Genomic DNA, 16,812 nt, shown 5'->3' with positions numbered 1-16,812 from the left:
GTCAAATTCTTCAAAGACTGGCGCTCATACGCGCTGCCGATGAACACCTGCACAGCCAGGATGCTGGCATTGAGGCGGATGGCTTCTTCGATGTTCAGCGCGGTGCTCTCGTTGGAAAGCGGCTCAAAGCCAGGACGGGCAAACTTGGCCTTCTTGCCGTCGATCTCGCCTTCCCACTCTTCCATCGGGCTGATCATCGAAGTGCCGCCGGAGGCGCGTAGTGCGATAGCTTTCGTCGTGGAGGCAGGGATGACGGAACGCTGGATGCCACGGGTGAGCATCAAGCAGTCTGCATACGGGGCGAGGGGGAGGATCGTCTGGTCCACGCGCTCGAGTCCGGTGGTCGGGCCTTGGAAATAGCCGTGGTCAAAAGCGAGCATCACCGTGCGGCCGTCCTTGGGGTTGAAAACCTTGGCCAGGCGGTTTTTGAGGCCCCAGTCGTACTGGTGGCAGCCCTTGAGGAAGAAGCCGGGAGCCTCCTGGGGGACGTCGGTGAAGAATTCCTTTTCCTTCTTGTCTGCTGCGCTGGTGGAGAGATCGGCCATGGTATTTCTGGGGTGCGAGTTAAACGGGCAGGCAGGATGAGCGCGAATCGGCCTCGCGCAAGCACATTGCCTGCACTTGCAAAACCCTGCGACCTGTGGATTCTACGCGCCCCATGTCCGCAAACCTCCTCATTTACCTCGATGGCAAGCTCGTTCCTGAATCCGAGGCGAAGATCTCCGTCTTCGACCACGGCCTGCTCTATGGTGATGGCGTATTTGAAGGCATCCGCATTTACAATGGCCGCGTGTTCCGCCTGACCGAGCATTTGCATCGCCTTTACGACTGCGCGAAGGCGATCTGCCTCACCGTGCCGATCCCTTTTGAGGAAATGGAAAAAGCCACGCTCGACACCGTGGCCGCCAACAATCTCCGCGACGGCTACATCCGCCTCGTCATCACCCGGGGTGTGGGCTCGCTCGGTTTGAATCCCTACCAGTGCCCGAAAGGGAGTGTGTTCATCATCGCCAGCAGCATCACGCTGTATCCGGCAGAGCGTTATGAAAAGGGGCTTGAGCTCATCACCTGCGGCACTCGCCGTCCGAACTCCGCCGCGCTCAGCCCGCAGGTCAAGAGCCTCAACTACCTCAACAACATCATGGCCAAGATCGAGTGTCTCCAGGCTGGCTGTGACGAAGGCATCATGCTCAATGATCAGGGCTTCGTCTCCGAATGTACCGGCGACAACGTCTTCATCGTGAAGAACGGCAAAGTGAGCACCCCCCCGATCTCCTCGGGAGCGCTGGACGGCATCACCCGCCGCGCCGTGATGGAAATCCTCGCGGAAATGGGGCAGCCCTGCACCGAGGCGATCATGACCCGCTATGACATTTACACCGCCGACGAATGCTTCCTCACCGGCACCGCCGCTGAAGTCATCCCTGCCGTGAAGTATGACCGCCGCTCCATCGGCGACGGCACACCTGGCAAGCTCACTCAGGAACTGACGAAGCGCTTCAAAGCTCTCGCCAACAGCACCGGCACCCCGGTGACCTATGCGTGAGGTGCTTGCCGCGTCAGATTCTAGTTGGAAAATGGCGCGCAAAATGCAAGTTCTCCCCTGAATGAATCCAAAGAGTCCATTCGCCCTCCTCGGGAGGAGCCTGTTGGTTTTGGGCTGGTCCCTGACCGGCATCAGCTGTTCTTCATCGAAGCCTGAAGTGGCGGAAAATCCGCTCAGCAGCCGCGCTTGGTGGAAGGGAGATGGCGTCCAGGGCAAGCCCAAGATCGTCATCAATCTAAGCACGCAGCGCGTGCAGTATTACAAGGGCAAGGAACTCGTCGGAGTCTCGCCGATCTCGTCGGGCCGTGAAAGCCATGGCACAGGGACGGGCTCTTATCGAATTTTAGACAAGGATATCGACCATCGTTCCTCGCTCTTCGGTGCCTACTTGGACAAAGAAGGCAACGTGGTGCAGGGAGATGTGGACACGCGCAAGGACCCTGCGCCCTCTGGCACCACCTACATGGGGGCCAACATGCGTTACTTCATGCGCATCGTCGGCGGCATCGGCATGCATGAGGGCCATCTGCCAGGCTATCCTGCCTCCCATGGCTGCATTCGCCTTCCAACCAAAATGGCCGCCATCTTTTTCAATGAAACTCCGACGGGAACACCGGTTGATATCATCGGTGAAAGCTCTCTCGCCGCCACGGAGTCCGAGATCCCGCTCGGAACGGACAACATCGTGGATGTGGCCTCCTTGCCCGAGTCTAAGCGAGCAACCAAAGAAAAGGCTGCTGAGGCAGAGTCGAAGACCGCGACAAAACCAAAAGCAACCGTGCGCCGCGCCATTGTGGATGCCTCCAAGTCCTCGGGATTCGGTTCTTTCTTTGGCCGGAAGCCGCCGCGTGGCAGTACGATTTACCTCAACGAATAAGCGCGTACAGGCACGTATCCTTCGTCCCTGCCGACGGGTTGACCTCAGTGCCAAAGTATCGATCTGGCAGGCTTCATGCGTAAGCCCAGGCTTGCACGCAGTTGAGATATGTCACCCCATGGTGTGAACCTCAATATGAGGCAGTTAGAGCGGGCACAGAAATGAATTGGTAGAGGAATCTCTGATTATCCGGGCATTCCTTGGCCAACAAACAAGGCTCTCTCAGCTCATCGCAGTCACTGGTCTCAATGACCACTCTTCACCATCACCCAGCCCACAATGATCAGGATGGGCAGCAGGATCGGAATGGAAAAGCGGGCCATGTAGGCCAGGAATGAGGGTGCGTGGACCTTGGCCTTGTCGGCGATGGACTTGACCATGAAGTTGGGGCCGTTGCCGATGTAGCTACCAGCTCCGAAGAAGACGGCACCCAGTGAAATGGCGATGAGATGCGGCGCGTGCTCGGCGGCAAATTTCATCACATCCGCTGGGGAATCGACCGAAAGATGCTCCTGTCCCATTGAGGCTGCAAGGAAGGAGAGGTACGTCGGCGCGTTGTCCAGGAAGGCTGAGAGCGCACCTGTGGTGAAGTAGTATTGCATCGGCGAACGGATGTCCAAGCCCTGCCCGCTTTGCAGGATCTGCAGCGCCGGGATCATCGTGAGGAAGATGCCGACGAAGAGGTAGCCGACCTCCTTGACCGGGCCGAAGTTGAAGTCGTTCGACTCATGCACCGCCGGCTTGGTGGTATAGTAAGAGGCCACGGCAGCGGCAAACATGACCAGGGCGGGAATGGAGAAGACGCCGAGCAGCGTGGACTCCTGAACGCTCTTGGGCAGGAAGACTGCAGCAAGCACCACGCCGAGCCACAAGATGTTGATCAGCCCGCTGAAGTGCCAGTGCTCATTCGCGGTTTCCTTGTCACGAATGTGCTTGGGGATACGCGCGAAGTTACGCGTGTCGAAGATGAAAAAGACGACGAGCAGAAGCGCGACCGCGAGCGCCCAGGCCTGCCAGCAATGCTGCAGCACCCAGAAGAAGGACACGCCGCGCAGGAATCCTAGGAACAGCGGCGGATCGCCGATGGGGGTGAGGCAACCGCCCACATTGCTGACGATGAAGATGAAGAAAACGATGTGGAAGTGCGTGATGCGGAATTTGTTCATCTTGATCCAGGGCCGAATCAGCAGCATCGAAGCACCCGTGGTGCCGATGAAGTTTGCCAGCACCGCACCAATGAAGAGGAACAGGGTGTTGACGAACGGGGTGGCCTCACCTTTGACCCGGATGTTGATGCCGCCGGAAATCACAAACAGCGAACCCACCAGTGCCATGAAGCTCACATACTCATGCGCCGCATGGTGCAGCGGGTGCCAGTCCTTCTGCACAAAGACGTAATAAGCGGTCGTGACCAGTCCCAGCGCCACCGCGACCTTCGGATAATGATGCTCCCAAAAATGCGCAGCAAAAAGCGGCATCAGTGCGATGCAGAGCAACAGAATGGCAAACGGAGCCAGCATGCCCACGGGGGGCAGTGCAGCTTGATTTGGGGCGATGGCGAGGAGGAGCATGTGTTAGAGATTACTGGCGGTTGGCCGGGCAAACAGCGACCCGGAATGCAGACGCATTGCTGGTTCGTGGGAGCATTTCTCATAGCCCATAGTGTTCCAAGTTCAAACATATCCGCACAGCGGGATGCCACCGTATGCTGCAAATGTCCCGGAGATGCTCGGCTGCCGCTGCTTCCGTCTGGCCGTCAGCCTGTCGGGGTCCTAGAACAGTGCTGACGTGAGCGGCTGCGCATGCAGTGGAGGGCTCGGAAACTCAGTGTCCCCACATCCTCTACCACGGCTGGCGCACACTCTGAGAACGCTGCCGTAAAACTCAATGGGTGTCTGTAAAAAGTCCCTGCATCGGTTTGAGCGGGGGGGATGGATCAGGAAGGTCCCTCTCCGAACGTGGTATGGCCTGCTAGCCCGCCCAGCGGTTATCCAAGCCAAAACGCTGGCCGCTGGCAGGCTGCATCACGCCAATAGCCTCCAGATTACTCCGGGCGCCGTTCCAGAATGCCCTTGGCTTTTTCCAGTTCGCCCATCGCCCAGTCGGTCACGCCGGGTTCATCGGTGTCTGAGGAACCGGTAATATGCATGCGGCGGATGTAATACTTGTCCATGAACGCCACGATCTTCTCCGAAACACCCAAGATGCCACGATGCACGTGCAGGACCGGCTTTTTCTGCTTTCTGGCGGAGCTCACCGCCTTCTGGGCTGTGCCGGTGGCCTTGGTGGCGAGGGTGAAGACCAGGGTGGCTTCCGCATCACGCACGTTTGAGGTGACAGCCTCCAGCACGTTTTCTGTTTCGCCTTCCTTCAGCTTGTAGCGCGGATCAAGCGGCTCCTCAGATCCGAGGAGGCCTTTAGGGCACCAGCCGCCGTGCGGGCATTCGTATTTCAACGCCCAGTCCAGAGTGGCGCGTTCGACGCCCATCTGAGCGCCGGTGATGATGACAAGTTTGAAAGCCATGGGAATGTTCAGAAGAAATCAGGACAGCGCCCACGGCAAGCACGATCTCGCATTATTCCAATTGGCGCCCCAGCATGAGGTCGAGGTTGCGCTCCACGATTGCACCCATGGATTTGCAGGTGTCAAACAGGTGGGTGCTGTGGTACTGGCCGAGTTCGGTGCGAAGCTGGACGACTTTTTCGAAGGGCTCCACCGCGTTGTGTTTCATGCAGCGGAGCAGCGCGGCGATGCGCTGATGCTCCGAGAGGTAGCGGCGCGAGATCAGGCTGCGCTCTTCCTCCTGGTACTGCTTCATGGTGGGGGTGTTCAGGCAGGATGAGCAGAGCTGCACCACCGGATTGTTCTCCTTGAAGAACTGCGGGAGGTACAGACTTTTGCGTCCCTCGTAGCTCTGCTGATCGAAGTCGATGGCACGCACTCGGTACTGCACCTCCTCAAAGTCGGGCGTCATGTCCACGACGTAATTGTAGCTGCGCATATCGCCAAGGAGGCGGATGAAGCAGCGCTCGCTGAATTTGACGAACTCCTTGGCAAGCCGGACGCCGTTGAAGTCGGGCCGGCCGAGATAGTCGCGGATGAAAGCGTCTCCCGGCACGCCTGCGATGTGCTCCTCCACCAGCGTGCCTCCCCGGTGCATCAGGTAGTTGATGCGATTGGGGGAGAGCAGATGCTCCAACTCCAGGCCATAAACGCGGGAGGCGTCCGCCGTTTTCACGTAGAAGTGGTCGTAGTTGTCATTGTACTGGTTCACCACCCTCACTCGGAAGGGCCGGGAGTTGCCAAATTCGCAGTAGTCCACGCGCTCCACGTAGAGATGCGGCACTGCGTGGAAGTCCCCGGTGCGGAGCTGGGAGTAGATGCTGGTGAGCTTGGGGTACAGCTCCTGCTGCAGCTCACGCGGATAGAGGACGCTGCTCCAGTAGGTGGCATTGCCTTCCTTGTCATAGAGCGGGTAGCTCTCAGAGAAGTTGCGCAGTTCATCATACTGCGTGGGGAGCGAGTAGCAGCGCCCGAATTGGTCGAGGTACTCGATCAGCTCATCGGTGACCGGTATGAAGTTTTTGCGCTTGGTGATCTCGTTCATACCGGCGCTGTGTCGCACCTCGCGTTCCAACTATCAAGAAGGGATGCGCTGAGTCGAAGGCGCGGTTTGAGGCTTTGCGGCTTGATTACCTGAAGGTGGTTGTGCATCTTCCGTGGCTTGTTGCCACCTGTTTGAAGCTTCTACACCATCAACGATTGCGCGAGTGGTCGAAACTGCGGTCATGGCGGAATTTCGTCTGGCTCGCGCTGGATTATGCATGCGTGCTGCTGGTGGCCGGGTGCGCGGTCGCGTTTCACATGGTTCGTCAGGAGCAGGGGTTTTCCTGGGCTTGGGAGGTGCCGACGGCGCTGCTGGCAGTGTTTTTAATGGGCATTCTGCAACATCGCATCGGTCTCATGGTGGCCATGAAGCCTCCCATGGCCTGCTGCTGCCAGACCGTGTCTGGAATGACCGCGTGGCGAACCTGCTGGTGTTTAATCCGTTGTTCTCCGACATCCGCCTACGGCGTGGTGAGTGCGCCAGGAGACCGACGCTCCATCTTGGACCTGCAGGCACAGTGAGCGCATCGAGGGCTTGGGGGAGAGGGATCGTCCAGATCCCTCACGGCCCCCCGCAATGCCTGGCGCTCTCGCTGGAGTTTTTCAACAGGCTGTTAGGCTCCAGCGGGCGGCAGGAAACCGATGTTGGTGAGGTGCTTGAGATAAAGGTGCATGCGGTGCTGATCGACGGGCGGGCAGGTGATGCCGGTGCCGTTGAGATCCTGCAACGTGTTGTGGCAGAACTCCGACGACTGTTCCTGCACCAAGTTTAAGAGCACCTGGCGGGGAATAAACAACTGGTAGGCGGCCACCGGATTGTTCTGTACAGTGAGTCCGCCACTTTCGAGTGCGGCTTCCCATTGATCCTCCGGCACTTCACGAATGGAGTAGCCGTAACTGCGCGCGAGTCCCTGCAACTCGCGGAAGCCGGGGGCCGCGGGGTTGATGAGATGGTAGGTGCGCCCCGTACCAGTGAGACTGAGCGAGATCCGCACCATGGCGGCGGCCACGAAATCGACCGGCGTCAGGAGGCTGCTGCAGCCTGAGTCCGGGCCCACCCCAGCGACGATGCAGGTTTTGAGGAAGAGCCAGATGATATTGTCGGTGGGGCAGATGCCGGTGCGGTCATCACCCACGAGAAGGCCGGGGCGGTACACATTGACCGGCAGACCTTGCGCGCGTGCCTGCAAAAACAACTGCTCTGACACCCAGCGGCTCTGACTGTAGCCTACTGTGAGTTTGTCATGGTCTGGTAGCGGATCGTCTTCCAGCAGGGGGCTGTCTGCGGTGGATTGGCTTGCAGCCAGAATGCTAACGCTGGAAAGATAATTCACCGGCTTGAGCCTGCTCTGGGCGGCCAGACGGATGATCTCCACCGAGCCGTTCACATTGACTGGCTTGAGGTGTTCATAGACGGCGATGTGATTGATGTGCGACGCCGTGTGGTAGATCACATCCACCGTGGAGGCGAGCAGATCAAAAGCGTCGGGTGAGAGTCCGAGCAGGGGCTCTGAGAGACTGCCGAGCACGGGAATAATGCGCGGGTGGAAGGACACGTCCCAGCACCCATAGGCCTTCAAATGTGTCTCGATCTGCTGCGTGGCGGAGGCCTTGTCTGCCGCGCTGATGAGGCAGTGAATCCCCGCATGCGTCTGCTGCAAAAGATCGCGCAGCAGGAATGCGCCGAAGAAATCGAGGACGCCAGTGAGGAAGATAATCTGCGGCTGCTCAATCTCTGAGCATGGCACCGGAGCGGTGGCAAAAGGAATACCCCAGCGACCGAGATGGGAGTCATGCACGAAGTCGCCGTCGGCAGCAGCGGGCGGCGCAGACTCCTGAGGTGTGTCAGCGGAGGCGGATTCTGCTTTACCACCGGTCAGATGGCTAAGCAGGATTTCAGCGAGTTTCTGCACGTTCGGAGCGCCGCCCATGAGCTGCCCTGTGGGAATGGCGATGCCCGTCAGGCTTTCGATCTGATGGATCAGCTCGACCGCCATGAGCGAGTCGATACCGATCTCATTGAGCGGAAGTTTGGAGTCGATCTTGGCGGGGGAGGTGCGGAGGATCTTGCCCACCTGCTCGCGCAGGAAGGTGTCCAGAATGCCAAGCTGATCCTCAGGCGCGGCGCCGAGAACGGCATCGCGCAGCCAGTTCGCGTCGTCTGACTGATGCTGCCGCAGCGCATCTTCCGTGGTCAGCAGCGCATAGCGCGGAGTCGCGATGATGGCAGGCGTAACCGCCGCCCATTTGGACCAGTCGATGCGCGAGACCATCATCTGACTGATGGCCGGCTGCTGCATGAGACGGCCGAGGATGGGCAGGCTCTCCGCAGGCGTGATGCCCGCCCAGCCGATGCGGGCAAAATGCTCCTCCAGTTTCTTGTGCCGTGCGACGTAGCCGACTCCCGCCATGACGCCCCAGTTGATGGTCAGCGCGGGAAGACCCTGCATCCGTCGATGGTTTGCCAGGGCATCAAGGAAGGCGTTCGCCGCAGCGTAGTTCGCCTGGCCCGGACTCCCAATGATGGATGCCACCGAGGAGAACATGACGAAGTGATCGAGCGCGAGGCCTTGGGTCTGCAAATGCAGATTCCACGCTCCGTTGATCTTCGGCGTCGTCACCTTTTGAAAGCGCTCCGCATTGAGCTGCGAGATCATGCCGTCATCCAGCACCATAGCCACGTGAAAAACACCCCGCAGCGGCGGATGCGACTGCGCGATTTCTTCGAGAAGCGTCGTCACACTCGCTGGATCGCTGACATCCGACTGGATCACGGTGACTTCTGCGCCTGCGGCCTGCATCGCAGCCACTCCGGCCCGGGCTTCTTCAGTGGAGGCACCACTGCGGCTGGAGAGCACGAGATGGCGTGCGCCTTTTTCCACCAGCCACTGTGACATGGCCAGACCGAAGCCGCCGAGTCCGCCCGCAACAAGGTAAGTGCCCTCTCGCTTCAACTGGAACGCGCCATCCGTCGCATCGGCGCTGAGCGAGACTTTGGCATCGGCCACCGTGAGCACCACTTTGCCGATCTGTCGTGCCTGCGTGATGTAACGGAAGGCATGCGCCGCATCCGCGAGGGGAAAGGAGCGATAAGGCAGCGCAGGAAGCTTGCGCGACGTGAACAGCTTTTTCAGGCTGCCCATGATGGATTTCGAATTGCGCGGGTCGAGCGCATGCCCAAGGTCGATGGCGTGATAGGAAAGATTATGGCGGAAGGGGAAGAGCCCCACCTTGGTGTTGCTGTAGATGTCACGCTTCCCGATTTCAAGGAAGCGTCCGTACTGGCGCAGCAGCGAAAGGCTCTGATGGATCGCCTCTCCCGCGAGTGAATTGAGCACAAGATCGACGCCCTCGTCATTCGTGATGCGCATCACCTCACCGGCAAAGGCCAGCGTGCGTGAATCCAGCACATGCTCCACACCGATCTTCTTCAAAAACGCACGCTTCTCCGCGCTGCCCGCCGTGGCAAAAATCTCCGCGCCAGTGGCTTTGGCGATACGAACCGCCGCCTGGCCCACACCTCCCGTGGCGGCATGGATCAGCACCCGTTCGTCCTTCATCATGCGGCCCTGATGCGAAAGCGCATAGGAGGCCGTCAAATACGTGACCATCATGGTGGCCGCCTCTTCCATCGTCAGATGCGCAGGCTTTGCCAGCACCGCATATTCGACCGTGGTGACGTGCGTGCCAAAACATCCGGCCGCGAGCGCCATGACTTCGTCTCCCGCTTTGAACTGCGTCACGTTTGCACCCACGCGTACAATGCGTCCGGCGCATTCATCGCCGAGGAGCATCGCGTCGGCGGCTTCGGCGGGATAGATGCCGAGGGCCTTCATCACATCGCGGAAGTTCAGCGCGGCCGCGCAGATTTCGATCTCGACTTCATTGGGGCCGGGAGCACGGCGCGGCTTGGCGCGGAACACTAGTTTGTCCAGGGAGCCGGGCTTCGCAGACTCAAGACGGAAGCACTGCTCAGCGGTGAGCGTTGACATGGAAGTCTGCGCCAGATGATCCAGCGATCCATGTATCAAACGGTGGGCATAGCGCGCCTCTCCACGCCAGGCGATCTCAGCTTCCGCATCAGGATGCAGCAGTTCGTTAAGCAGAATCTGGGTGTCATCTCCCCCGCCATTGGCATCGAGATCAATCGTGCGGCAGTGCAGGTCGGGATACTCGCTCATCACGACGCGGGCCATGCCGTGCAATGGTGACTGCGTAAGCGAGAGTACGGACGTTTTTTCTCCAGCAGGCTGTGCGCCACGGGTGACGAACCACAGGCCGGGCAGCGAAGCATGCCCCGCTGCATTCAGCGCCTGCACTAGGTAAAGCGGGCTATGGCAGACCAATGTCTGTGCTGCTGCAATCTCTGCCGTCGTGACGTCCACACCTGCGGGCGCATCAAGACTCCAGAGATGGATGACACCACGCAGAGTGCCGGCTTGCGGAAGTTCAGAGAGCAGTCGTGTGTAGTCCTCCGCCGTTGATGCGCAGAGCTGCACTTCATCGGCAGAGACACGCGTGAAAGTGTCTGCGGCAGTCACCACGAGACAGGTGTCTCCACGCTGGCGCAGGGAATCCGCAAGGGATCCTGTGAGGCCCTGCTGATCGGCAAAGAGCAGCCAGTGGCCGGGCTCGGCAATTGCTTCATCAGCGACGGTCGCAGCTTGAGGCAATTCGGGCCCGCGTGCGAGGAGCACGACTTGCCCGCTCTGACTCTGATTGGTGGCATCAGCTACGGCCTCGACGGTGGTGAAGCCCGCCGCAGTGATGATTTTTTGCCAGTCGGCAGAGGGCAGCAGAGGATGGTTGGTGCGCAGGGCACTGTCTTGAAAGCTCCACCAGCGCGCATCCGTGCCGCATACCAGATCATGCCAGGGAGTGCTACGCTCAAGCTCCAGGGCCAGCAGCAGTCCACCGGAGGCGAGCAGCTGACGCACATGCAGCAGCGACTGCTGCACGTTCTGCGTCAATGACAGCGCATTGGAAACGAGGATGAGATCGAAACGCTCATCGGCGAAGCCTTGCTCCGCTGGCGGAAGATCGAGATCGAGCACGCGGTACTGCACCGAATGGAAATCGCTGAATTTTTTCCCGGCCTGATCGAAGTGCCCGTCCGAGACATCCGTGAAGCAGTACTCAACTCCCAACTGGGGCAGGCGTGGCAGCACACTCCCTGTGACACCGCCTGTGCCTCCCCCGATTTCCAGAATGCGCACGCGCCTGCCTTCCGGGAGCTGTGCCAGCGCTGCGGTGACAGCTTCACCGATGAGGTGATTGTAAACACGGGTGAAAACGGACGCCGCCTGAAAATGCTCCACCATGTTGGCGGAGAGCACCGCTGCGGCCTCGCACTTGCCTTGCAGCAAATCGGCGAGACCTGTGGTGCACCGGTCCAGCAGGATGAGCTCGGGGTGAAAGGCTGGGAAGTGGAAAACGAGATCCTGCCACAGCTTGTCGCGATTCAATCCAGCTGGTGGGGCCGTGACCGTCCATACCGGAGCCTCGGCGGATAACTCCGACTTCAACCAGCCGTCTGGCTCAAGCAGTGTAAGAAGGCGATGAACAAAACGCTCATGCACGGGCTGCACCTTGGCGCGTTTCAGCAATGCTGGGAGCGGGAGTGTCTCCCCCGCTTTGGGGCGCCAGCCAAGCTGCTTGAACACCGCGAGAATGGAACTGCGGCAGAGCTGAAGAAAACGCGGCTCCCACTCCTCATAGCGTGCGTTCATGCCGAGCGCGGTGCTGTAGTTTGCGGCGCTCTCGCGGAGCTGCACCGCCAGCACACTGTTGTCGGGAAGATAGTCGGCAGGCGTATGCGCCACTGGAACTGCGGAGAGCGGCTTGAGCTGCCACTCGGACTGGTACAGCCAGTCCGCCTGCGCACCCGAGCCCGGTGTGCTGCCCAAGGCGGAGTACTTGCAGAGGAAGTCGGTGATCTCCAGCAGCACGTTGCCCTCGTCATCAAGGATGAAGAGATCGATGACGATGATCTTTTTCGCAATCGCCTGCGTCCTGCGCACATAGGCCCACACCTTGGCACCGGGCCTGGAGTAGCAGCGGATGCGCTCCATCCGCGCCGGAAGGTAGAGGCCGTCTGCCGGAAGAGCGATGGTGGGATGGATGCAGGCGTCCAGCAGCGCGGGATGAACAATGTATCGCTCCATCTCCGCCACTGCGGCGGCGGGCAGTTCGATGCGGCCGAGGGCTTCGTCATCACCTGCGCAGACGTGCGTCAGCGCCTGAAACTGCGGGCCGTAATGCAGGTCGGCAGCGGCCGCTGCCTGATAAAACTTGGGGCCTTCGATCTCATTCCCGCAGCGCTGCCTGATGGCGGCAAGGTCAAACGGCGGAGGCTGCCGGCGTTCGGGCTCGGCACGCAGGCGTCCGGTGACATGCGCCACCCAGATTGGCGGCTCTTCGGTGAGGGTGCTCTGAATGACGAAGGTGTTTTCATCCGTCACGCAGGCGATCTGCAGCAGCGGGAAGTCATCGCCCCCAGGCAGGATGCAGCCGCGATGAATCTCCAACTCTTCGATGAGCACCGGCTTGTCCGGATGCAGTTCACAGCCAGCGGCGAGCGCCATCTCCACATAGCCTGCGCCGGGGAAGATGAGGTGCTGGCCCACACGGTGGTCCTTCAGCCAGGTCAGCACGCTTTTGTTCAGCGCGGTTTCCCAAGTGGGATGGACGTTTGGCATCTTCAGCTTGAGCAGCGGATTGCTCTGCGGGTGCGTGCGCAACTGCATCGAATACACGGGCTCGTGCCAGAAGCGCTCCTTCTGCCAGGGATACTCCGGCAGACGCAGCGCAGAGCTGGCATGCGGGTAGATCGCCGCCCAGTCCACATCATGTCCATTGACGTGCAAAGCACCCAGCGTGCCGAGCAAGGCGGCGCGCTCCGGCTTCTGACGCCGCAACGAAGGCAGCGCCATGCCGATAGCGTCCGCCAGCGCAAGGCATTCGTTCATCGAATTGGACAGCACCGGGTGCGGACTGATCTCAAGAAAATGCGTTTGTCCTGCGGCGATGACCGCATCGATGGCAGGAGCAAACAGCACGCTCTGCCGAACATTGTGCCACCAGTAGTCCGCATCGTAGTCCGTGCCTTCGGCCAGCCGTCCTGTCACGGTGGAGTAGATTTTTACTTTGCCCGGCTGCGGCTCCAGACCTGCAAGCGACTCGGCCAGTTCCGCTCTCACCGGGTCCATATGGGCGCTGTGAAAGGCGTAGTTCACCGGCACGTAGCGCACGAAGAGCCCACGCCGTTCCACCTCCTGAAAAATTTCATCCACCGCATCGCTGTCACCCGAGATGGAGGCCATCTTCGGCCCGTTGACGGCGGCGAGCGAGGCTCTTTCGCCATACGGGGCGATGAGGTCCTCGGCCTCCGCACGCGTCAGTCCTGCGGCGATCATCTTGCCACGCAGCGGTGTCTTCTCCATGCAACGTCCGCGATGGTGGATGACGCGCACCGCCTCTGTCAGAGAAAGTGCCCCACAAACATGCGCCGCCGCCACTTCACCCATGCTATGTCCTAAAACGGCATACGGGCGTATGCCCCAGGACTGCCACAGCGCCGCCAGCGCGACCTGCAGGGCAAAGAGCGCGGTCTGCGCGATTTGCGTTTCATTCAGCCTCGTCGTCTTTTCATCGCGTCGCAGTTCATCGAGGAGCGAGCAGCCGCCGAGCTTGAGCAGTTCATCATGACAGGTCTGGATGATCTGGCGAAACACCGGCTCCTGCTCCAAAAGCTCGCGCCCCATGGCCCACCACTGCGGTCCCTGACCGCTGAAGACAAAAACGAGGCGCGCGTTTTTAACGGGCTGCCCCACATTGAGTCCGGGAGACTGCTCTCCACTCAGAAAGGCGGACAGCGCGGCGCTCATCCCCGCGCGGGTGCTGGCGACTGCGGCAAGGCGAAGCTCATGGTGCGTGCGCCTGCGGCTGGCAGCAGCGCAGATGTCCTTGAGGGAGATGGATTCATCCGCCGACTCAAGCAGGGAGTGGAAGGATTGGGCGACGGCCAGCAGGGCTGCATCGCTTCCGCGTGCCGAGATCGGTAGAATGAGTTCCGGCTCATCTGCCGCGGGGGCAGGGGCGGGCACCTGCTGCGCGGGCGGCGGTGCGGCCTCCAGCACAGCGTGGGCATTGGTGCCACCGAAGCCGAAGGAATTGATGCAGGCTAGGAGGCGGTGCTGCGCATCCTGCTTCAGCGGCGTCGCGGTGATCGGCACCTTCAGACACAGACGCTCAAAGTTGAGCGAAGGGTTCGGCGTGTTGAAATGCAGATTCGGCGGCACCATGCCGTGCTTGAGGCAGAGCGCTACTTTGATGAGTCCCGCGATGCCGGACCCGGCCTCCAGATGGCCAATGTTGGTCTTCACCGAGCCGAGGAGGCAGTCATCTCCCGGCTGGCGACCGACACCGAGGATGGTGCCGAGGGCGCTGCCTTCGATCAAATCGCCGATAGTCGTGCCGGTGCCGTGAGCTTCGGCATACTGAATTTCATGCGGAGACACGCCCGCCAGACGGCAGGCTTTGGCGATAAGTTCCTGCTGCGAGCCACGGCTGGGCACCGTCATGCCCGAGGTGCGACCGTCTTGATTGACGGCGGTGCTGCGAATCACCGCATAGATGGTATCTCCATCTGCAAGTGCTGCGGAGAGCGGCTTCAGGCACACAGCACCGACACCTTCGCCACGGACGAAGCCGTTGGCGCTGGCATCAAAGGCTTTGCAGCGGCCATCCGGAGACAGCATGCCCATGCTGGAGAAGGCGACGAACGGATACGCGGTGATGATGCAGTTCACCCCGGCGGCGATGGCGCGTGTGCATTCCTTGTTCCACAGTGCCTGGCAGGCCATGTGCACGGCCACCATGGAGGATGAGCAGGCGGTGTCCACCGCGACGCTCGGGCCTTGGAAATTCAGCGCGTAGGAGATGCGATTGGCGGCGATGCTGGCTGCGACACCGGTGGCGGAATGCGGATAGGCCAGGCCACGCCCCATGGAATTTTGCTGGATGTCCGCGTAATCATGCGTGGAGATGCCCACAAACACTCCGGTGTCTTCACCTTTGACGATGTCCACCTGCTGACCGGCATCCATGAGAGCCTCCCACGTGGCTTCCAGCAGGAGACGCTGCTGGGGGTCGATGAAGGGTGCCTCACGCTGCGTGATGCCGAAGAAGCCGGGGTCAAACGTGTCGATCTCATCGATCAGCCCCGCCCACTTGGAGTAGGTCTTGCCGGGTTTGCCCTGTTCGGGGTCGTAATAGAAGCGGTGATCCCAGCGGTCGGGAGGCACCTCACCGATGGCGTCCACTCCGCCCATGAGCATCTCCCAGAATGAACGGGCGTCGGTGGCACCTCCAGGCATGCGGCATCCGATTCCAATGATGGCGATGGGGTCGGCGGCGGTTGGTTCTGGCATGGGTTTTACTTGCTTACTTGCTCACGGTGCGGCTTGTCAAGAAACCGGCTTGGAAATAGCATGTTCTTCGGCGTTGCACACTCCACGAACAAGGGCTTGACACAGGAGGTGTGACCTCTTTGTCATGGCCACCGTTGCAAATTTATTTTGAATGATCACCACACTTGACCGCAAACTCCTCCGCGACATCGGCGGCATGAAGGGGCAGGTCCTGGTTGTGAGCCTCGTCATGGCCTGCGGCGTGGCGATGATGATCGTGTCTCAAAGCGTGATCCTGAGCCTGGAGCGCACACGGGACAGCTACTACCAGCGCTACCGCATGCCGGATGTATTCGGTCAGGTAAAGAGCGCTCCGCTTTCCCTGAGTGACCGTCTCAGCCACATCCCCGGAGTCGCCACGGTGGAACTGCGCGTGGTGGAAAGCGCGCTGCTGGACATGGAGGGCGTGCAGGAGCCCGTCAGGGCGCGGCTGGTCTCCCTGCCGGATGAAGGGAAGCTCAATCTCAATCAGATCTTCCTACGGCGTGGCAGGCTGCCCGGTGCCGGTGCCCAGCGGGAGGCGGTGGTGAGCGAAGCCTTTGCGCAGGCGCATGGGCTGCAGATAGGCGATCGTATCACGGCCATTCTGAACGGGCACCGCGACCACTTGGACATCTGCGGCATCGGCCTGTCGCCGGAGTTTGTGTTTGAAGCCCCACCGGGGCAGACCCTCCCGGACAACAAGCACTACGGCGTCTTCTGGCTGCGCTATCAGTCCCTGGCCGCCGCCTTCGATCTGGAGGGCGCATTCAATGACTTCTGCATGGACCTGTCTCCCGGCACTCCGCCCAAGGAAGTGATCGAGGAGGTGGACCAGATGCTGCTCACCTATGGCGCACCCGGTGCGTATGCGCTGAGCGACCATGCCAGTTCCAAGCGGTTGGGGGATGAGTTGCGCATCGTGCGTGCGCTCTCTTTGGCCTATCCCATGGTATTTCTCTGCGTCGCGGCCTTCATGGTGAATTCCGTCACCTCTCGGCTGGTACGGCTGCAGCGGGAGCAGATCGCGCAGCTCAAGGCGCTGGGCTACACCTCCTGGCAGGTGGGCCGTCATTACCTGAACTATGCATTGGTGATCGTCGCGGCAGGCGCCGCAGTGGGCATCATTGCCGGCTGGCGTCTCGGGCACACGATGCTGAGCGTTTATACCCTGCTGTTTCATTTTCCTGAGCTGCAGTTTCAACTGGATCAAAAAGCCCTCGTCATGGCCCTGGTCGTCAGTGTGGCGGCTGCCGTGCTGGGAGTGGCAGGTGCTGTGTGGCTGGCGGTGAAGCTCTCGCCTGCGGAGGCCATGCGCCCGGAACCTCCGGCG

7 protein-coding genes and 1 pseudogene are annotated in these 16,812 nt (G+C 60.5%); 3 read left to right on the top strand and 5 right to left on the bottom strand.

Annotation, left to right across the window (positions count from 1 at the left end; translation table 11 throughout):
• Positions 1-545, bottom strand: a pseudogene (locus tag PSV43_RS20890) (hypothetical protein); the annotation flags it as partial.
• A gap of 113 nt (positions 546-658) precedes the next feature.
• Between PSV43_RS20890 and ilvE the strand changes: the two are divergent.
• Positions 659-1,546, top strand: a complete 888-nt coding sequence (ilvE, locus tag PSV43_RS20885; protein ID WP_300202184.1) for a branched-chain-amino-acid transaminase — start codon at positions 659-661, stop codon at positions 1,544-1,546.
• A 61-nt stretch (positions 1,547-1,607) separates the two neighbouring features.
• Complete coding sequence (locus tag PSV43_RS20880; RefSeq protein WP_300202181.1) at positions 1,608-2,423, top strand: L,D-transpeptidase family protein; 816 nt, start codon at positions 1,608-1,610, stop codon at positions 2,421-2,423.
• A 245-nt stretch (positions 2,424-2,668) separates the two neighbouring features.
• On the opposite strand, the gene PSV43_RS20875 is transcribed toward PSV43_RS20880, so the two are convergent.
• The 4 genes from PSV43_RS20875 to PSV43_RS20860 all read right to left on the bottom strand — a co-directional run bounded on the left by PSV43_RS20875 (position 2,669) and on the right by PSV43_RS20860 (position 15,461).
• On the bottom strand, positions 2,669-3,994 hold the full coding sequence (locus PSV43_RS20875; protein WP_300202178.1) for a sodium:proton antiporter: 1,326 nt from the start codon (positions 3,992-3,994) through the stop codon (positions 2,669-2,671).
• A 473-nt stretch (positions 3,995-4,467) separates the two neighbouring features.
• Entirely contained in the window at positions 4,468-4,947 is a 480-nt protein-coding gene (locus PSV43_RS20870) for a putative molybdenum carrier protein (protein ID WP_300202175.1), read from the bottom strand.
• Positions 4,948-4,999: 52 nt separating this feature from the next.
• Positions 5,000-6,031, bottom strand: a complete 1,032-nt coding sequence (locus tag PSV43_RS20865; RefSeq protein WP_300202172.1) for a hypothetical protein — start codon at positions 6,029-6,031, stop codon at positions 5,000-5,002.
• Between the two features lie 613 nt (positions 6,032-6,644).
• Entirely contained in the window at positions 6,645-15,461 is an 8,817-nt protein-coding gene (locus PSV43_RS20860; protein ID WP_300202170.1) for a type I polyketide synthase, read from the bottom strand.
• A gap of 151 nt (positions 15,462-15,612) precedes the next feature.
• On the opposite strand from PSV43_RS20860, the gene PSV43_RS20855 reads away from it, so the two are divergent.
• Positions 15,613-16,812, top strand: a 1,200-nt coding sequence (locus PSV43_RS20855; protein WP_300202167.1) for an FtsX-like permease family protein, incomplete at its 3' end; no start/stop codon positions are given.

Source organism: Prosthecobacter sp., assembly GCF_029946185.1.
Classification (GTDB): domain Bacteria; phylum Verrucomicrobiota; class Verrucomicrobiia; order Verrucomicrobiales; family Verrucomicrobiaceae; genus Prosthecobacter.
Note: the sequence above shows the minus strand (reverse complement) of the source record. Positions and strands in the feature narration are given on the sequence as shown.